Below are 16,342 nucleotides of genomic sequence, written 5' to 3'. Positions count from 1 at the left end.
CCTCACCTTCCGCTGTCCGGCGGCTACACATGGGAGCGTCGCCTGCCTTAGGCTCGGGCTCAAGCCGCAGCGGCGAGAATCTCGGATTTGGATTCTCGGCGTCTCGATGCAGCCATCCGGATCGTCTCGTTCGAGACACCGGGAACGCGGGCGGGCCGAGCCAGGAGGAGAGTCCGGATGTCGACGGTACCCAGACGGCAGGTCGGCCGGCTGCTCCGACAGTTGCGCGAGCAGGCCGGCATCTCGCTGATGGCGGCCGCGCAGGAGCTGGAGTTCTCCCGGGCCCGGATGTACCGGATCGAGAACGGTGAGGTCCCGGTCCGCAAGCACGACGTGATCGCCATGTGCGGCGTCTACGGCGCGCCCGGGCACATGACCGAGGTGCTGATCGGCCTGGCGCAGGAGTCGAAGGCGAAGGGCTGGTGGCACGCGTACGGCGATGTCGTCCCGGCCTGGTTCGAGCTCTACGTCGGCATGGAGCAGGGTGCCTGCCGGCTTCGGCAGTACGCGCCGAGCGTGATCCCGGGCCTGCTGCAGACCCGGGAGTACGCGGAGTTCGTCTTCGGTCGCTGGCTCGGCGACGACCCGGTCGCGGTGGAGAACGCGGTGGCGGTGCGGCTGGAGCGCCAGTCCCTGCTGCAGCGCAGTCGCCCCCGGGCGCCGCGCCTGGAAGTGATCATCGACGAGGGGGTGTTGCGGCGCGGCGTGCCGGACACCCTGGGCATGCAGAAGCAGCTCGCCCACCTGGTGAACGTCTCCACCCGGCAGAACGTGAGCGTCCGGGTCCTGCCGTTCGCGGCCGGCCCGCACCAGGCGTCCAGTTCCGGCCAGTTCACCGTGCTGGAGTTCCCGGCGGTCGGCACGGCCTCCCCGGAACCGACGACCATCTATGGCGAGAACCTCACCGGCGCGCTCTACCTGGATAAGCTCGCCGAGGTCGAGACGTACGAGCGGATCTGGTCCGCGCTCGACGCGATCGCCCTGAGCCAGTCCGACTCCGATGACCTCATCGGCACGATCATCAAGGAGAGCGATGGCTGACCTGTCCGGTGCCGTCTGGCACAAGAGCACCCGGAGCGGCGGCAACGGGGGTGACTGCGTCGAGGTGGCCGGCAACCTCCCGGGCATCGTGGCGCTGCGGGACACCAAGGATCCGGACGGGGCGACGCTGATCTTCTCCCGCGAGCAGTGGCACGCCTTCCTGGCCGGGGTCCGGGCCGGCGAGTTCGACCACCGGGCACGCTGACTCTTATGAATCTGTGAGCCCTACCTTAAGCAATCCTTTCCGGTACGCCGTGGGCCGCGACGGTCGCGCATAGTCGGTGGGCGTCGTCCCCTGTCCGCGCTACCGAGGTGAATATCCGTGTCGCTCTCCGCTGCCGCCCGTTTCCGATACACACTGGTGGCGGGCTCGACAGCCGTGGTCATCGGCTCCGGATTCATCCTGATGGGCCTCGGTGGCCCGGACTCCGCGCAGGCCGATTCCCGCTCGGCCGACGTTCCGCTCGCGGCCGCCACGACCGCCACCGCCGCCGCGACCGCCTCCCCGGGCGCCGCCGTCGAGCCGTCGAAGGCCACCCCCGGCCGGACCGCCTCCGCGTCCCCCGCGACGGCGCGGACCTCGGCCACGCCACGTCCGAAGAGCAGCACCATCAAGGTGGCGACCGGCACCACCAGGTCCGACTCGGCGACGGTCCTGGACGCGGTGGTGGCGCACATCAACGCGGCCCGCGCCGACGAGGGACTGCCCCCGCTGACCCTGGACGCGCAGCTCTCGAAGGCGTCGGCGAAGCACAACGCGCTGATGATCGACGGTTGCGGCCTGGAGCACAACTGTTCCGGCGAGGCCGGCATCGGCACCCGGTACGTCGGCGTGCAGTGGCACACCGCGGGGGAGAACATCGGCTACGCCTCCACCCGGAGCGAGGCCGAGACGATCGCCACGGCCAACGGCATCACCGACTCGATGCTCGCCGAGGTGGCCCCCAACGACGGTCACCGCAGGAACCTGCTGAACAAGGACTTCACCAGGATCGGACTGAGCGTCGTCCGCGACGGCAAGGGCCTGGTCTGGGTGACGCAGGACTTCGTCGGCTGAGTTCCCGGACCGTGATAGACATGCGCGGTGAGACGGTCCGCGGCCAAGCGTGTCGAGGTGCTGGCCGCGGCCGGTGAGGTGGTCGCGGCCCGCGGCGCCGATGCCACCCGGTTCGCCGACGTGAGTGCGGCCACCGGGGTCGGTGTCTCCACCCTGCAGTATTACTTCGGCACCCGCGAGGACATGCTGATCGCGGTCTTCCGGCACGCCGCCGAGCGTGACTTCGAGCTGGTCGGCGAGCGTCTGGCCGGGCTGACCGACCCGTGGGACCGGCTGCTGGCCATCGCCCGGCACCTCGGCAGTGACCTCTCCTGGCGGCTCTGGGTGGAGAGCTGGCGCTGGGCGTCACGGGACGCCGAGGTCCGCGCGGACGTGCTCGCCGACTACACCCGGTGGCGGGAGCTGATCGCGGCCACCATCGAGGCGGACAACCCGATGCGGGTGGCCCGGCAGGTGCTCGCCCTGATCGACGGGCTCGCCCTGCCGGTGGTGCTCGGCGACCCGGCCGTCGACCGGGCCGCCGCGAACGAGCTGCTGGAGGAGGCGTTAGCCCGGCTGCTGGGTCGTGCCCCGGCCCTCTAGCAGGGGGGTCGACCGCTTCCACCGGGGCCCGTCGCCGTCCTTGCGGCGCCGCGCCATCCCGGACAGCGCCTCCAGCACCACCCGGTTGCCGAGCATCGCGGTGATCTCCGCGTGGTCGAACGGCGGGGACACCTCGACGATGTCCATGCCCACCACGGGCAGCTCGTGGCAGATCCGGGAGACGCTGTCGAGCAGCTGCCGGGCGGTCAGGCCGCCGGGCTCCGGAGTGCCGGTGCCGGGCGCGTGGCCCGGGTCGCAGACGTCGATGTCGACCGAGAGGAAGACGCCGTCGCAGCCGTCCAGGGCGATGGCGAACGCGCTGTCCAGCACCGCGTCCAGGCCGCGTTCGACGATCTCGCTCATGTGGAACGAGTTCATCCGCTGGTCGGCCATCCAGTCCAGGATGTCCGGACCCGGCCAGTAGCCGCGCAGGCCCAGTTGCAGGAACCGGTCGCCGCGGACCGCGCCGGACTCGATCAGCCGACGCATCGGCTGGCCGTGGCCGTACAGCGAGCCGAACTCGATGTCCCCGGTGTCGGCGTGCGCGTCGAAGTGGATCACCGAGACCCTGCTCGCGGCGTGCGCGCCGGCCACCCCGGTCACGTCCGGCCAGGTGACGGTGTGGTCGCCGCCGAGGACCAGCGGGATCGCGCCGTGCCGGGCGATGAACCCGACCGCCTCCTCGATGCTGCGGCAGCTGCGCTCGATCTCCCCGCTGAACACCTCGACGTCGCCGGCGTCCTTGACGGTCAGGTCGGCGCCCAGCGCGTCGACCCGCATCGCCATGTGCGGGCGGGTGCCGTCGTGGGCCAGGTAGTCGGTGCCGCGGATGACCTGCGGGCCGAACCGCGCGCCGGGGCGGTGCGAGGTGCCCCCGTCGAACGGCGCGCCCACGATCACGACGTCGGCGTCCGCGTAGGTCGACGGCTCCCGCCAGTCGCAGGCGGGGATGCCGAGGAACGTGTAGTCCGGCCCGAACATCGGTCCATAACGCGTCATGGTGTGCATCCTTCCCGGCTCATCATGTCGGCGGGGACTGTATCGCCATACTGTATGGCCGTACAGTTCCGGTCAGGCCGTAAGGTGCAGCGGTGCTCGAAATGCTGATCTCCTTCCTCCGGAAAATCCTCGGCGGCCCGACCGAGGCGCCCACGCGGTCGGGCGTGTCCAAGAAGCCCGCGGCCCCCCGGCCCCCGGCCCCGCAACCTCGCCCCCCGCGTCATCTCCCCACCCGGGACCGCGGCCGCACCATCGACTACGCCCCCGACCTCGACGGCGACGCCGACCCCGGCGAGATCGTCTGGACCTGGGTCCCCTACGAGGACGACCCGTCCCAGGGTAAGGACCGTCCGGTCCTGGTCGTCGGCCGCGACGGCCGCACCCTGCTCGGCCTGATGCTCTCCAGCCAGAGCGAACGCGACGGCCAGCGCAACTGGCTGGCGCTCGGCGCCGGCGACTGGGACCGCACCCAGCGTCCCAGCTGGATCCGCCTGGACCGGGTCCTGGAGGTGGACGAGGACGGCATCCGCCGGGAGGGCGCGATCCTCGACCGGGACCGCTTCAACCGGGTGGCGGCCACGCTGCGGAGCGAATACGGCTGGGCATAATCGGACAACCGGATAGCGTTGCGGCATGGATACGGACGTCATGACCGGTTTCGGCGGCAAACAGGCGTGGCTGGCGGTGCGCGACTCCGAGCCCGAAGCCGTACTGGCCGCCCTCGGGCTGCGCGATCTCGGCCCGATCCGCTGGCGTGACGGCCTCGATCTGGCCCATCTGACCGGCGACCGGGTGGCGGCGACCCCGCCGCTGCCCGGCGCCCGGGACAGCCGGTGGACCCTGGTCGCCGGCCACCATCTGATGACCTCCGCCCCGGACGTGGTGGCGATCTCCGCCACTCTCGGCACCGAGGTGCAGTACTTCGCCACCCACCGGGTAACCGAGTCGCATCGATGGCAGCGGGCCGGGAAGGGTGATCTCCTGCGTGCGTTCGGCTACGTCGGGCAGACCGGCGAGGTCACCTCGTGGTTCGGCGAGCCGGGCCCGGCCGAGCGGGAGGCCGGTCTGCCCGGCGAGTTCGTCCCGGAGGAGACCACCGTGCTGGTCGCCGAGCGCGACGTGTTCCGGGTGGCCGGAGCCTGGAGCATCGACCCGACCACGCTGACCGGTCCCGCCCCCGGCCCCCTGCGGATCGGCGCGGCGGCCTGAACGAGACGGAGGCCGACCACATGCGCAAGTACGTGATCATGGGCGTGCAGGGCAGCGGCAAGGGCACCCAGGGCCAGCTGCTCGCCCGCGACCTGGACCTGGTCCACATCAGCGTGGGCGACATCTTCCGCTGGCACGTGCGCAACCACACCAAGATGGGTGCCCAGGTCAAGCGGATCATGGCGGCCGGCGAGCTGGTCGGCGACGACCTGGTCGAGTCGGTGGTCCGCGACCGCCTGCACCAGCACGACTGGAACTACGGGTTCGTCATCGACGGCTTCCCCCGCAACGGCCCCCAGGCCGAGTTCTTCATGGAGAGCTACGACCTGGACGCGGTGATCCACCTGGAGCTGCCCGACGACGAGGTGCGCCGCCGGGTGCTCAGCCGCCGCCTGTGCCCGAACTGCGGGATGGACTACAACCTGATCGCCGACCGCCCCGAGCAGGAGGGCCGCTGCGACATCTGCGGTCACGAGCTGGTCACCCGGGCCGACGACACGCCCGAGGCGCTCGAGGCGCGGCTGCGCGACTACCACGAGAAGACCCGCCCGGTGCTGGAGCTCTTCCAGCGTAAGGAGGTGGTCCACGACGTCGACGGCCGGCCGCCGGTCGACGAGGTGCAGAACGCGATCCGCAAGACCCTCGGCCTGCCGCCGCACATCCCGCAACCGGACCGCTGACCGCTTGCGGTCCGTGGCCTCCCCGGGCCGCGACTGCCGACGGTGTACGCCGTGAGCCGAGCCGTCCTCAGCGCCGCCGGCCGGCTTCACCGGCCGGGCGGCACGCTCACGCGGCGACGGGCTCCGCGCGGTGTGCCGGGGCCGGCCAGGTGCGGACCACGATCACCGCGGCGGCGGCCAGGATCGCGGCCAGGATCCGGTAGCCGACGGTCAGGCCGCTCACCAGGTCGGCCGGGGACCGCAGCGCGTGGTGCTCGGCGAGGACCGTGCCGATCAGCGCCACCCCGAGCGCCGCGCCGACCTCCCGGGCCGCCGAGTTCAGCCCGGAGCCGAGCCCGGCGTTCGCCGCCGGCAGCCCGGCCAGGATCCCGCCGGTCAGCGCCGGCGCGCACAGTCCCATGCCGGCCGCCATCAGCAACAGATATCCGGCGTAGACCGGGTACGCCGTCGCCGCGTCCACGGTGGAGAGCAGCAGGAGCCCGGCCACGATCGCACCGAGCCCGATCGCGATCATCGGCCGCGGCCCGTAGCGCTGGGTGAGCGGGACCGCCCGCCGGGACACGACGCCCATGCCGATCGCCAGCGGCCCGATCGCCAGCCCGGTCAGCAGCGGCGAGTACCCCTTCACGTCCTGCAGGAACTGCGCGTTGACGTAGAAGAGGCCGAACAGCGCGAAGAAGGTCGCGCCGACCCCGAACGCGCCGGCCCGGACCGTGCGGACCCGGAAGACCCGCGGGTCGATCAGCGGCCGCGCGGCCCGCAGCGCGTACCCGGTGAACGCGGCCAGCGTCAGCGCCCCGGCGGCGAACGAGGACAGCACCACGGTGTCGGCCCAGCCCCGCTCCGGCCCCTCGACGATGCCGTACAGCCAGGCGAAGAGACCGCCGGTGAGCAGCGCCGTGCCCAGCGGGTCGATCGACGCGTCGTGCCGCGGCGCCCGCGGGACGCACACCGCGACGCCGGCCGTCAGCAGCGCGGCCACCGGGACGAAGACCAGGAACAGGACCGGCCAGCCGGAATACTGCAGGACCACGCCGGCGATCAGGTTGCCGGCCATCCCGCCCAGTCCCATGCAGGCGGTCCACAGGGCGATCGCGTGCGGCCGGCGTTCCGGCCGGGTGGCGTGCAGCAGCAGGGCCAGGGTGGCCGGCTGGGCCAGCGCCGCGGCGACCCCGCCGAGCGCCCGGCCGGCCTGCAGCACCGCGACGTCCTGCGCCGACGCGCTGATCAGGTTGGCGACGCCGAACAGGACCAGCCCGGCGAGCAGCACGCCCTTGCGACCCAGCCGGTCGCCGAGCGCGCCGGCCGGGATCAGCAGGCCGGCGAAGGCCAGCACATACGCGTCGACGATCCAGACCAGATCGCCCGGGCCCGGGTGCAGGCTGCTCGCGGCGAGCCGCGGGATGGCCAGGTTGATGCCCGCGACCAGGGCCTGCAGGGCCAGCACGGTCGCGCACATGAGGACCAGGGTGAATCTCTCACGTCTCATGGAAACGACGCTAAGATCGACCGTATCTAACGTCAAATGCATGCTTCACAAGGAAAGATTGCGTCGTACGCAATGAATCTGGATCTGAATCTTCTGACCGCCCTGGACGCCCTGCTGGAGGAGGGCAGCGTCGGTGGCGCGGCCCGGCGCCTGCACCTGTCCGAGCCCGCCACCAGCCGTGCCCTGGGCCGGATCCGCGCCGCGATCGGCGACCCGATCCTGGTCCGCTCCGGCCGCCGGATGGTCCTCACCCCACGCGCCGTCGAACTGCGCACCGAGGTGCGCGCCCTGGTCGAGCGCGCCCAGGCGGTCTTCACTCCGCCCGGCCCGCCCGATCCGGCCACCCTGCAGCGGGTCTTCACCGTGCTCGCCGACGACGTGGCCACCGCCCTCGGCCCCGAACTGCTGGCCCGGGTTCAGAGCCTGGCTGCTGGCGTCACCCTGCGGTTCCTCGGCGAGGACCCGGCGTCGGACGGCACCGTGCAGCTCCGCGACGGCCGGGCCGACCTGGACATCGGCGTGGTCGACGACGCCCCACCGGAGATCACCGTCGAACCGCTGTTCACCGACCGGATGACCGCGGTCGTCCGGGCCGGCCACCCGCTGCTGCGCGGCCCGCTGACCCCGCGCCGCTACGCCGAGGCGGTCCACGTCAGCGCCTCCCGTCGCGGCAGACTCACCGGCCCGATCGACGAAGCCCTGGCCGAACACGGCCTGACCCGCCGGGTGGCGCTGGCCGTCCCCACCTTCGGCGCCGCCCTGATCGTCGTCGCCCGCACCGACCTGGTCGGCCTGATGCCCGCCCGCCTCGGCCGCCCCGCCATCGACGCGCTCGGCCTGATCGCCGTCGACCCCCCGATCCCGCTCCCGCCCAAGGAGATCGCCATGGCCTGGCACCAGCGCTACACCGCCGACGGCACCCACGCCTGGCTCCGGGCCCGCGTCCGCGAAACCATCGCCAGCCTCGCCGCCACCTGAGCCGACGCCCCGGACCCGGCCGCGGCCCCGCCACCCCACACCGCACCCTGACTCCGCGCGCCACCAGCGCCGCCGGTCATCAGCGCCGCCGGTCATCAGCGTCGCAGGCCATCAGCGCCGCGCCCGCCCGTTGCGCGTCGGCCCGCCTCGACTTGCGCCGCGCCGGCACGCTCGGCCTGGGCGCCCCGTCCGGTCCTACCGCGCCGCGCGTCGGCACGGCTCGCCTCACGGCGCCCCCCTTGTCATGCGGCGGCGCCCCACGCGCAGGCGCCGCGCCTGCGCGTGGCGCGTCGGCCCGCCCCTCGCTGGCCGCGCTGCGCTGCGCCGCGCCGGCTCCGGTCGGTCTGTCCGCGTGCGGCGAGGGTGGCGGTCGAAAACCACACAAGCGGGCATCGATGGTTCTTCTGAGGCTTACGCCGGGACCGTGTGGTGTGCCAATTATGCGGAGAATGCGGAGCAGAACTTTGCCGGCAAGGAGACCGAAATCTCTTTGACATCTTGTGCTCAGGCATAAGCGGGCGTAAACAAAGACAAAGCCAAATCGACAGGGCGGTGCACGGATGTACGCGGAGGAACGCCAGCAGGAGATCGTGCGGCGCGCCCGGGCCGAGGGGCGGGTCGACGTGGTGACGCTGGCGGACAGCTTCGCGGTCACCGCGGAGACCATCCGGCGGGACCTGACCGTGCTGGAGCGGGCCGGGGTGCTGCGCCGGGTGCACGGCGGGGCGATCCCGGTGGAGCGGCTCGGCTTCGAGCCCGCGCTGGCCACCCGGGACGCCGTGCTGATCAGTGAGAAGGAGCGGATCGCCAAGGCCGCGCTGGCCGAGGTGCCGCAGGACGGTGCCATCATCCTGGACGCCGGGACGACCACCGCCCGGCTGGCCCAGCTGCTGCCCGCCGACCGGGAGCTGACCGTGGTGGTCAACTCGCCGGTGCTGGCCGCCATGCTCGGTGTCAAGCCGAACCTGTCGGTGCTGCTGCTCGGCGGCCGGGTGCGCGGCAAGACACTGGCCACCGTGGACGACTGGGCGCTGCGGCCGCTGTCCGAGATGTATGTCGACGTCGCCTTCATGGGCACCAACGGCTGCACCGTCGAACGCGGCATGACCACCCCCGACCCGGCCGAGGCGGCGGTCAAGCGGGCGATGATCGCCGCGGCGCGCCGGGTGGTGCTGCTCGCCGACCACACCAAGATCGGCAACGACTATCTGGCCCGTTTCGGCGGCCTCGCCGACCTGGACCTGCTGATCACCGACAGTGGCCTGGACCACGAGCTGGCCGCCGAGGTCGAGGCGGCCGGTGTGCGGATGGTGCGGGCATGATCCTCACCGTCACCCTGAATCCGAGCGTCGACCGGGCGCTGGAGGTCGATGCCCTGCTCCGCGGTGAGGTGTTGCGGGCGGTGGATTCGCACATCGACCCGGGCGGCAAGGGGGTCAACGTGTCACGCGCGCTGCTGGCCAACGGCGTCCGGTCGACCGCGGTGGTGCCGACCGGGGGCGCGGAGGGGGAGCAACTGGTCGACCTTCTGCGAGGCGAGGGGGTGGACCTGGTGGCCGTCCCGATCGTCGGGCGGACCCGTTCCAACATCACGCTGGCCGAGCCGGACGGCACGGTCACCAAGGTGAACGAGGCCGGCCCGACCCTGTCGGCGGCCGAGTTCGGGCAGGTCAGCGATGCGGTGCTGACCGCCGCCCGGTCGGCCGGCTGGGTGGTGATCTGCGGCAGCCTGCCGCCCGGGCCGTCGGTGGCCGACTTCCAGGCGCTCTGCGAGCGGCTGGTGGCGGCCGGGGTGCGGCTGGCCGTCGATTCCAGCGGCCCGGGGCTGCGGGCCGGGGTGACCGCCGGCGCGGCCCTGGTGAAACCGAACCGGGAGGAGCTGGCCGAGGCGGCCGGCACCGAACTGGCGACGTTCGGTGACGTGCTGGAGGCCTGCGAGCGGCTGCGCAAGGCGGGCGCCGGCGCGGTGCTGGCCAGCCTCGGCGCGGACGGTGCGGTGCTGGTCGAGGAGTCCGGTGTGCTGGCCGGCCGGTCCCCGGCCGGTGTGCCGCGCAGCACGGTCGGCGCCGGGGACGCCCTGCTGGCCGGTTTCCTGGCAGCCGGCGCACGGGGGGCGGACGCGCTGATCGAGGGCCTGGCCTGGGGTGCGGCGGCGGTCAGCCTGCCGGGCAGCCGGATGCCGGGACCGCGCGACCTGGACCGTTCCACCATCCACATCGACCACGATCCGGACCCGGCCCGGCCCCTCGGCCGGGACTGAGCGGCACGACGCGGCTCCGGCCGGGGCCGCCCGGCGCCGACAAGCAGCGAGCGGCCCGGTGGCCGCGGCAGAAGTGGCACCAGGGGCGGCCCGTTGAGCGCGGCGGGGGACCCATCGACGTACCGCCGCAATCGCATTGACCGTCATCGTCAGCGGCCGTGAGGCCGTCGCTCACCGCTACCCGAAAAGAATCTAAAAAGTCTGAAATGCGGGGGACTGGCACGAGCCCAGTCAAGGAATGGAGATCTCATGGCCTCTACGTACACCCCCGAGGTCACCGGCGGTGGTTTCCGTGCCGCGGTGCAGAAACTCGGCGGCCACCTGGCCGGCATGGTGATGCCGAACATCGGCGCCCTGATCGCCTGGGGCCTGATCACCGCCCTGTTCATCCCGGTCGGCTGGATCCCGAACGCGAACCTGGCGCAGCTCGTCGACCCGATGATCAAGTATCTGCTGCCGGTCCTGATCGGTTACACCGGCGGCCGCCTGGTGCACGGCCAGCGCGGCGCGGTGGTCGGCGCGATCGCCACCTTCGGTGTGGTGGTCGGCGCGGACGTGCCGATGTTCCTCGGCGCGATGATCATCGCCCCGCTCACCGCGTACGTGCTCCGGCTCTTCGACGGCGCCATCGAGGGCCGGATCAGGCCCGGCTTCGAGATGCTCGTCGACAACTTCTCGGCCGGCATCATCGGCGCGGGCTTCGCGATCCTCGGCAAGCTGGCGATCGGCCCGGTCGTCGACGGGCTGACCAAGGCGGCCGGGAACGCCGTCGACTGGCTGCTCGCGCACAGCCTGATGCCGCTCGCCTCGATCCTCGTCGAGCCGGCCAAGGTGCTGTTCCTGAACAACGCGATCAACCACGGGGTGTTCGGCCCGCTCGGCGTGCAGCAGGTGCAGGAGCACGGCAAGTCGATCCTGTTCATGATCGAGTCGAACCCCGGGCCGGGGCTCGGGCTGCTCACCGCGTATCTGTTCTTCGGCCCGAAGTCGCTGCGGCCCAGCGCGCCGGCCGCGATGATCATCCACTTCCTCGGCGGGATCCACGAGATCTACTTCCCGTACGTGCTGATGAAGCCCCGCCTGATCCTCGCGATGATCGCCGGTGGGATGTCCGGGGTGGCGACCTTCATGATCACCGGGACCGGGACGGTGGCGACGCCGGCGCCGGGCAGCATCTTCGCCTACTTCGCGGTGACCGCCAAGAGTGGCTATCTCGGAATGATCCTCGGCGTGACGATCGCCGCGGCGGTGACCTTCGCGGTGGCGTCCGCGCTGCTCGGCTTCGGCAGGCTGAAGTCCGACCAGGAGCTCGACGAGCAAGCCGAACCCGCGCCGGCGGAAGTCGCCCCTCAGCAAGCCTGACCAGAACGGAGAGCCACCCGTGGCCACCATCAACGGCAAGGACATCCACAAGCTGGTCGTCGCCTGCGACGCCGGCATGGGCAGCAGCGTCATGCTCGCCAGCACGCTGCGCAAACAGCTCGGCAAGACCGGCGTGACGGTCGAGCACACCCCGGTCAACTCCATCCCGGCCGACGCCGACCTGGTCGTCTGCCACAGCGGCCTGGCCGCGCGGGCCCGGTCCATCGCCCCCGGCAAACCGATCGTGCCGTTCCAGATCTTCCTCGGCGACCCGGCGGTCACCAAGGTGGTCAAGGCCATCCAGCAGGGCACCGATCTCCATGTCTGAGCTGCTGGACCGCCGGGCGATCCGGCTGGCCGAGACGGCGGCGGACCGCGACGACGCGGTCCGCCGCACCGGCCGGGCGCTGGTCGAGATCGGCGCCGCCGACCCGGGCTACGTCGACACGATGCTGGCCCGGGAGCGGTCGATCTCCACGTACGTCGGTGCCGGCGTCGCCATCCCGCACGGCACCCTCGACGGCAAGAACCTGGTCCACCGGGACGCGCTGGCGGTGCTGCGGTTCCCGGAGCCGGTCGACTGGGACGGCGAGCCGGTCACCCTGTGCGTCGGCATCGCCGCCAAGGGGGACGGGCACGTCGAGCTGCTCGCCGCCCTCGCCGAGATCCTGCTCGACGAGGACCGGGCCCGCGACCTGCGGGACGCCACCGACCCGGACACGGTGATCCGGCTGCTCGCTTCGATCAAGGAGGAGTCTGAGTGAAGGTCGTACGATTCCACGCTCCCGGCGACGTCCGTTTCGAGGATGTCCCCGAGCCGCAGGCCGGGCCGGGCGAGGTGAAGATCCGGGTCCGGAACTGTTCCACCTGCGGCACCGACGTGAAGATCGCCAAGTTCGGGCATCACCACATCCACCCGCCGCGGGTGATGGGTCATGAGATCGCCGGAGAGGTGGTGCAGGGTACGGGTGACTGGGTGCCGGGCGACCGGGTCCAGGTGATCGCGGCCATCCCGTGCGGCGAGTGCCCGGACTGCCGGCGCGGCCGGATGACCATCTGCCCGAACCAGGTGTCGATGGGCTACCACTTCGAGGGCGGCTTCGCGCAGTTCATGGTGGTGCCGCAGGAGGTCCTCAAGGTCGACGGCCTGAACCGGATCCCGGACGGCGTCACGTTCGCCGAGGCGTCGGTGGCCGAGCCGCTCGCCTGCGCCCTGAACGCGCAGAACCTGGCCCGGGTCGGCGACGGTGACGACGTCGTGGTGATCGGTTCCGGCCCGATCGGCTGCCTGCACGTACGGCTGGCCCGGGCCCACGGCGCCGCCCGGGTGTTCCTGGTCGAGCTCAGCCGCCAGCGGCTGGACATGGCCGCGAACCTGGTCAAGCCGGACGCCGCGATCTGCGCCGCCGAGGTCGACCCGGTCGAGGCGATCCTCGGGCTCACCGGCGGGCGCGGCGCCGACGTGATCATCACGGCCGCGGCCTCCGGCACGGCGCAGGAGCAGGGCATCCAGATGGCCGCCCGGCAGGGCCGGATCAGCTTCTTCGGCGGGCTGCCCAAGGACAAGCCGACCATCACCTGCGACTCGAACCTGGTGCACTACCGCGAGCTGACCATCGTGGGCGCCAACGGGTCCAGCCCGGCGCACAACCGGCAGGCCCTGGAACTCCTCGCCTCCGGCGCGGTCCCGGTCGCCGACCTGATCACCCACCGGCTGCCACTGGACGGCGCGATCGACGCGTTCGGCATCGTCGAGCGCGGCGAAGCCATCAAGGTCACCATCGAGCCCTAGGAGGCGTCATGCCCACACGTACGGTCGCGGTCGGTTCCGCCAGCGGACTGCACGCCCGGCCCGCCAAGATCTTCGTGGCGGCGGCCGCGGCGGCGCCGGTCAGCGTCACCATCCGGGTCGGTGAGCGCAAGCCGGTGCCGGCGAGAAGCATGCTGTCGGTCCTGGCGCTCGGTGCCCGGCGGGGCACCGAGGTGACCCTGGAAGCCGACGGGGACGGCGCCGAGCAGGCCCTCGACACGCTCGCCGCACTGCTGGCGAAAGACCTGGACGCGGACGATGCCTGAGGTGACGGTGCTCACCGGGATCGGCGTCTGCCCCGGCGTCGCCGCCGGGCCGCTGCTGCGCATCGCCACGGCGCCGGCGCTTCCCGCACCGGTTGCGGTCGCCGATCCCCGGGCCGAGACGATTGCCGCGTACGCCGCCATCGCCGAAGTCGTCGCGGACCTGACCCGGCGAGCGGACCGCGCCACCGAGGCCACCGTGGCCGACGTGCTCCGCGCCGAGGCGGCCATGGCGGACGACGAGGAGTTGCGCGACGCCGTCCGGGACCGGATCGAGGGCGGGGCCGACGCGCCGCACGCGATCCACGCCGCGTTCGCGACGTTCCGCGAGATGTTCGCCGAGGCGGGCGGCTATCTCGCGGAACGGGTCGCGGACCTGGAGGACCTGCGGAACCGGGCGGTGGCGGTGCTGCTCGGGCTGCCGATGCCGGGGGTGCCGCAGCCGGGGCATCCGTTCGTGCTGGCGGCGCGGGACCTGGCGCCGGCGGACACCGCGGATCTCGATCCGTCGCAGGTGCTGGCGCTGGTGACCGAGGTCGGCGGGCCGACCAGTCATACGGCGATCCTGGCCCGGGCGCTGGGGCTGCCCGCGGTGGTGGCGTGCCGGGGGGTGCTCGACCTGCCCGGGAACAGTGTGGTGGAGGTGGACGGCGGGACCGGGCGCGTGACGACCGGCGACTTCGACGTCCGATTCGCGCCCGGAAACGCGGAGAAATCGATGCTGAGCGGCCCGGGGGCCACCTCGGACGGGCACGCGGTGACACTGCTGGCGAACGTGGGATCGGCGAAGGACCTGGCCGCCGCCGGGGAGGCGCACGCCGAGGGGATCGGGCTGTTCCGCACCGAGCTGCTCTTCCTCGACCGCACCGCGGAGCCCACGATGGACGAGCAGGTGACCGCGTACCGCGACGTCTTCCGCGGGATGGCCGGGCGGCGCGTGGTGATCCGCACCCTGGACGCCGGCGCCGACAAGCCGTTGCCGTTCCTGCACCAGGACGGCGAGCCGAACCCGGCGCTCGGGATCCGCGGCCTGCGCGTCGCCCGGCAGCGCCCACAGGTGCTGACCACCCAGCTCGCTGCGATCGCCGCGGCCGCCGCCGACACCGGGGCGGACGTGTGGGTGATGGCCCCGATGGTGTCCACGGTGGCCGAGGCGACCGGGTTCGCGGCCGCCGTGCACGCGGCCGGGCTGCCGAAAGCGGGCGTGATGATCGAGGTGCCGGCCGCCGCGCTGCGCGCCGCCGACCTGCTGCGGGTGGTCGACTTCCTGAGTATCGGGACGAACGACCTGAGCCAGTACACGTTCGCCGCCGACCGGATGTGCGGCGACCTGGCCGAGCTGCTCGACCCGTGGCAGCCGGCACTGCTGCAGCTGATCGGGATGTGCGGGGAGGCCGGGCGGGCGACCGGGAAACCGGTCGGCGTGTGCGGCGAGGCGGCGGCCGATCCGCGGCTCGCGCCGGTGCTGGTGGGCCTGGGCATGACCAGCCTGTCGATGTCGCCGCGGGCGCTTCCCGCGGTGCGCGCGGCGCTGGCGAATCACACGTACGCCGCATGCCGTGCCCTGGCGGAGAAGGCCGGGTGAGACGGGGACGGCCGGGCGGCCGCCCCCCGGTCGTCAGTTGAACGGGAAGCCGGGCGGGAACTGGACCGGCAGGTGGGACAGGTCGGGGGCGGGCACGTCGACCATCATCCGGATCACGTCGAGTGCGACCTTCGGCGTGCCCGGCGTGCCCTCCACGACGAGCACCCGCTTCTTGGTCTTGTCGCGGTAGCCCGCCTCGATCCGGTACGTGTACCGGCCGCTCGCCGGGTGCGCCGGCGCGTACCTCGGCCGCAGGGCCTGGAACTCCGGCGTGGAGGCCAGGTGCAGCACCTCGGCCTCCTCCCGGTTGGCCGCGCCGACCAGGGTGAACACGGACTGGCCGCCGTGGCCGCCGCCGGTGCGGACGACGACGACCGCGACCGCCTGCTTCGTCGTGACGGCGGTCTGCGGCGCCGTCGCCCGGGTCGCCGCGGGTGCGGCTGTGGTGGTCGGCGCCGGCTCGGTCGCGAGGGCTGCCCCGGCGGTGCCGGCCAGCCCCAGCACCACGGCGGCAGCGCTGATCAGATACTTGCTCATGCCTCCAGAATATCGGGCATAAGTGGGCGAATCAGGATAACCGCCCTAGCTTGGCGAGCCGCTTCTCCACCACGTGACACACCCGCTCCACCACGGCGAAGCGCGCGTACTGCTTGTCGTCACCCGGAATCACGTGCCAGCGCGCCTTCGGCCGGTCGGTGCGTTCCAGCATCTCCTCGATCGCCTCCGCGTAGGCGTCCCGCTTCTCCCGGTTGCGCCAGTCCTCGTCGGTGAGCTTCCAGGCCCGCAGCGGGTCACCGGCCCGATCCTGGAACCGGTCCAGCTGCTCTCTGTCCGAGACGTGCATCCAGAACTTGATCAGGATCATGCCCTCGGCGGTCAGCGTGCGCTCGAACTCGTTGATCTCGTCGTACGCCCGCTGCCACTGCTCCCCGGTGGCGAACCCCTCGACCCGTTCGACCAGCACCCGCCCGTACCAGGAACGGTCCAGCACGGTCATCCCGCCGGACCCGGGCAGCACGGTCCAGAA

At 72.3% G+C, this 16,342-nt stretch carries 20 protein-coding genes (1 of these 20 only partly in view); 16 read left to right on the top strand and 4 right to left on the bottom strand.

Annotation, left to right across the window (positions count from 1 at the left end; translation table 11 throughout):
- The first annotated feature begins 177 nt into the window (after positions 1-177).
- From ACSP50_RS31395 to ACSP50_RS31380, 4 genes are all read left to right on the top strand, one after another.
- Complete coding sequence (locus tag ACSP50_RS31395; RefSeq protein WP_014693332.1) at positions 178-1,041, top strand: helix-turn-helix transcriptional regulator; 864 nt, start codon at positions 178-180, stop codon at positions 1,039-1,041.
- Positions 1,034-1,246 carry a DUF397 domain-containing protein gene (locus tag ACSP50_RS31390; protein WP_014693331.1) on the top strand — a complete coding sequence of 71 codons (213 nt, stop codon included), beginning with the start codon at positions 1,034-1,036 and terminating at the stop codon, positions 1,244-1,246. The genes ACSP50_RS31395 and ACSP50_RS31390 overlap by 8 nt, the downstream gene beginning before the upstream one ends.
- Before the next feature lie 117 nt (positions 1,247-1,363).
- Positions 1,364-2,098: a CAP domain-containing protein gene (locus ACSP50_RS31385; RefSeq protein WP_014693330.1), complete on the top strand. Its 735-nt coding sequence runs from the start codon at positions 1,364-1,366 to the stop codon at positions 2,096-2,098.
- 27 nt (positions 2,099-2,125) lie between these two features.
- A complete protein-coding gene (locus ACSP50_RS31380; protein ID WP_014693329.1) occupies positions 2,126-2,680 on the top strand; it encodes a TetR/AcrR family transcriptional regulator in 555 nt (184 codons plus the stop codon).
- Here ACSP50_RS31380 and speB read toward each other — a convergent pair.
- A complete protein-coding gene (gene speB, locus ACSP50_RS31375; RefSeq protein WP_014693328.1) occupies positions 2,645-3,679 on the bottom strand; it encodes an agmatinase in 1,035 nt (344 codons plus the stop codon). The genes ACSP50_RS31380 and speB overlap by 36 nt on opposite strands.
- A 101-nt stretch (positions 3,680-3,780) precedes the next feature.
- Between speB and ACSP50_RS31370 the strand changes: the two genes are divergently transcribed.
- The 3 genes from ACSP50_RS31370 to ACSP50_RS31360 are packed head-to-tail and all read left to right on the top strand — an operon-like array spanning position 3,781 to position 5,568.
- Complete coding sequence (locus ACSP50_RS31370; protein WP_014693327.1) at positions 3,781-4,287, top strand: type II toxin-antitoxin system PemK/MazF family toxin; 507 nt, start codon at positions 3,781-3,783, stop codon at positions 4,285-4,287.
- Between the two features lie 25 nt (positions 4,288-4,312).
- Entirely contained in the window at positions 4,313-4,888 is a 576-nt protein-coding gene (locus ACSP50_RS31365; RefSeq protein WP_099343913.1) for a hypothetical protein, read from the top strand.
- 20 nt (positions 4,889-4,908) lie between these two features.
- Positions 4,909-5,568 carry a nucleoside monophosphate kinase gene (locus ACSP50_RS31360; RefSeq protein WP_014693325.1) on the top strand — a complete coding sequence of 220 codons (660 nt, stop codon included), beginning with the start codon at positions 4,909-4,911 and terminating at the stop codon, positions 5,566-5,568.
- A gap of 106 nt (positions 5,569-5,674) precedes the next feature.
- On the opposite strand, the gene ACSP50_RS31355 is transcribed toward ACSP50_RS31360, so the two are convergent.
- On the bottom strand, positions 5,675-7,057 hold the full coding sequence (locus ACSP50_RS31355) for an MFS transporter (protein ID WP_014693324.1): 1,383 nt from the start codon (positions 7,055-7,057) through the stop codon (positions 5,675-5,677).
- A gap of 72 nt (positions 7,058-7,129) precedes the next feature.
- Between ACSP50_RS31355 and ACSP50_RS31350 the strand changes: the two genes are divergently transcribed.
- The 9 genes from ACSP50_RS31350 to ptsP all read left to right on the top strand — a co-directional run bounded on the left by ACSP50_RS31350 (position 7,130) and on the right by ptsP (position 15,315).
- On the top strand, positions 7,130-8,035 hold the full coding sequence (locus ACSP50_RS31350) for a LysR family transcriptional regulator (protein WP_014693323.1): 906 nt from the start codon (positions 7,130-7,132) through the stop codon (positions 8,033-8,035).
- A gap of 560 nt (positions 8,036-8,595) precedes the next feature.
- Complete coding sequence (locus ACSP50_RS31345; RefSeq protein ID WP_014693322.1) at positions 8,596-9,357, top strand: DeoR/GlpR family DNA-binding transcription regulator; 762 nt, start codon at positions 8,596-8,598, stop codon at positions 9,355-9,357.
- A complete protein-coding gene (locus ACSP50_RS31340; RefSeq protein ID WP_014693321.1) occupies positions 9,354-10,295 on the top strand; it encodes a 1-phosphofructokinase family hexose kinase in 942 nt (313 codons plus the stop codon). The genes ACSP50_RS31345 and ACSP50_RS31340 overlap by 4 nt, the downstream gene beginning before the upstream one ends.
- A 249-nt stretch (positions 10,296-10,544) precedes the next feature.
- A complete protein-coding gene (locus tag ACSP50_RS31335) occupies positions 10,545-11,657 on the top strand; it encodes a PTS mannitol transporter subunit IICB (protein WP_014693320.1) in 1,113 nt (370 codons plus the stop codon).
- A gap of 19 nt (positions 11,658-11,676) precedes the next feature.
- Positions 11,677-11,985 carry a PTS lactose transporter subunit IIB gene (locus tag ACSP50_RS31330; protein ID WP_014693319.1) on the top strand — a complete coding sequence of 103 codons (309 nt, stop codon included), beginning with the start codon at positions 11,677-11,679 and terminating at the stop codon, positions 11,983-11,985.
- Positions 11,978-12,421 (top strand): PTS sugar transporter subunit IIA, encoded by a 444-nt coding sequence (locus ACSP50_RS31325; RefSeq protein WP_014693318.1) that lies wholly within the window; start codon positions 11,978-11,980, stop codon positions 12,419-12,421. Before ACSP50_RS31330 ends, ACSP50_RS31325 begins: the two co-directional genes overlap by 8 nt.
- Positions 12,418-13,449 carry a zinc-dependent dehydrogenase gene (locus ACSP50_RS31320; RefSeq protein WP_014693317.1) on the top strand — a complete coding sequence of 344 codons (1,032 nt, stop codon included), beginning with the start codon at positions 12,418-12,420 and terminating at the stop codon, positions 13,447-13,449. The genes ACSP50_RS31325 and ACSP50_RS31320 overlap by 4 nt, the downstream gene beginning before the upstream one ends.
- A gap of 8 nt (positions 13,450-13,457) precedes the next feature.
- Entirely contained in the window at positions 13,458-13,733 is a 276-nt protein-coding gene (locus tag ACSP50_RS31315) for an HPr family phosphocarrier protein (protein WP_014693316.1), read from the top strand.
- Positions 13,726-15,315, top strand: coding sequence for a phosphoenolpyruvate--protein phosphotransferase (ptsP, locus tag ACSP50_RS31310; RefSeq protein ID WP_014693315.1), 1,590 nt, complete (start codon positions 13,726-13,728; stop codon positions 15,313-15,315). The genes ACSP50_RS31315 and ptsP overlap by 8 nt, the downstream gene beginning before the upstream one ends.
- A gap of 33 nt (positions 15,316-15,348) precedes the next feature.
- Here the strand turns inward: ptsP and ACSP50_RS31305 are convergent, their stop codons facing one another.
- A complete protein-coding gene (locus tag ACSP50_RS31305; protein WP_014693314.1) occupies positions 15,349-15,852 on the bottom strand; it encodes a hypothetical protein in 504 nt (167 codons plus the stop codon).
- Between the two features lie 31 nt (positions 15,853-15,883).
- Positions 15,884-16,342 carry the 3' portion of a polyphosphate kinase 2 family protein gene (locus ACSP50_RS31300; RefSeq protein ID WP_014693313.1) on the bottom strand. The gene runs 294 nt beyond the window's last position, so only the last 459 of its 753 coding nucleotides appear in the window; its start codon lies off the right edge, out of view; it ends in the stop codon at positions 15,884-15,886.

Origin of the sequence: Actinoplanes sp. SE50/110, assembly GCF_900119315.1 — a bacterium.
Taxonomy (GTDB): Bacteria; Actinomycetota; Actinomycetes; order Mycobacteriales; family Micromonosporaceae; genus Actinoplanes.
The sequence above is the reverse complement of the archived record's forward strand: the minus strand, read 5'-3'. Positions and strand labels throughout refer to the sequence as shown.

Coding starts and splice junctions, on each gene's coding strand:
- ACSP50_RS31350 (WP_014693323.1), top strand. CDS start 7,130: ATGAATCTGGATCTGAATCTTCTGACCGCCCTGGACGCCCTGCTGGAG.
- ACSP50_RS31305 (WP_014693314.1), bottom strand. CDS start 15,852: ATGAGCAAGTATCTGATCAGCGCTGCCGCCGTGGTGCTGGGGCTGGCC.
- ACSP50_RS31340 (WP_014693321.1), top strand. CDS start 9,354: ATGATCCTCACCGTCACCCTGAATCCGAGCGTCGACCGGGCGCTGGAG.
- ACSP50_RS31345 (WP_014693322.1), top strand. CDS start 8,596: ATGTACGCGGAGGAACGCCAGCAGGAGATCGTGCGGCGCGCCCGGGCC.
- ACSP50_RS31395 (WP_014693332.1), top strand. CDS start 178: ATGTCGACGGTACCCAGACGGCAGGTCGGCCGGCTGCTCCGACAGTTG.
- ACSP50_RS31360 (WP_014693325.1), top strand. CDS start 4,909: ATGCGCAAGTACGTGATCATGGGCGTGCAGGGCAGCGGCAAGGGCACC.
- ACSP50_RS31365 (WP_099343913.1), top strand. CDS start 4,313: ATGGATACGGACGTCATGACCGGTTTCGGCGGCAAACAGGCGTGGCTG.
- ptsP (WP_014693315.1), top strand. CDS start 13,726: ATGCCTGAGGTGACGGTGCTCACCGGGATCGGCGTCTGCCCCGGCGTC.
- ACSP50_RS31325 (WP_014693318.1), top strand. CDS start 11,978: ATGTCTGAGCTGCTGGACCGCCGGGCGATCCGGCTGGCCGAGACGGCG.
- ACSP50_RS31315 (WP_014693316.1), top strand. CDS start 13,458: ATGCCCACACGTACGGTCGCGGTCGGTTCCGCCAGCGGACTGCACGCC.
- ACSP50_RS31370 (WP_014693327.1), top strand. CDS start 3,781: ATGCTGATCTCCTTCCTCCGGAAAATCCTCGGCGGCCCGACCGAGGCG.
- ACSP50_RS31335 (WP_014693320.1), top strand. CDS start 10,545: ATGGCCTCTACGTACACCCCCGAGGTCACCGGCGGTGGTTTCCGTGCC.
- ACSP50_RS31355 (WP_014693324.1), bottom strand. CDS start 7,057: ATGAGACGTGAGAGATTCACCCTGGTCCTCATGTGCGCGACCGTGCTG.
- speB (WP_014693328.1), bottom strand. CDS start 3,679: ATGACGCGTTATGGACCGATGTTCGGGCCGGACTACACGTTCCTCGGC.
- ACSP50_RS31390 (WP_014693331.1), top strand. CDS start 1,034: ATGGCTGACCTGTCCGGTGCCGTCTGGCACAAGAGCACCCGGAGCGGC.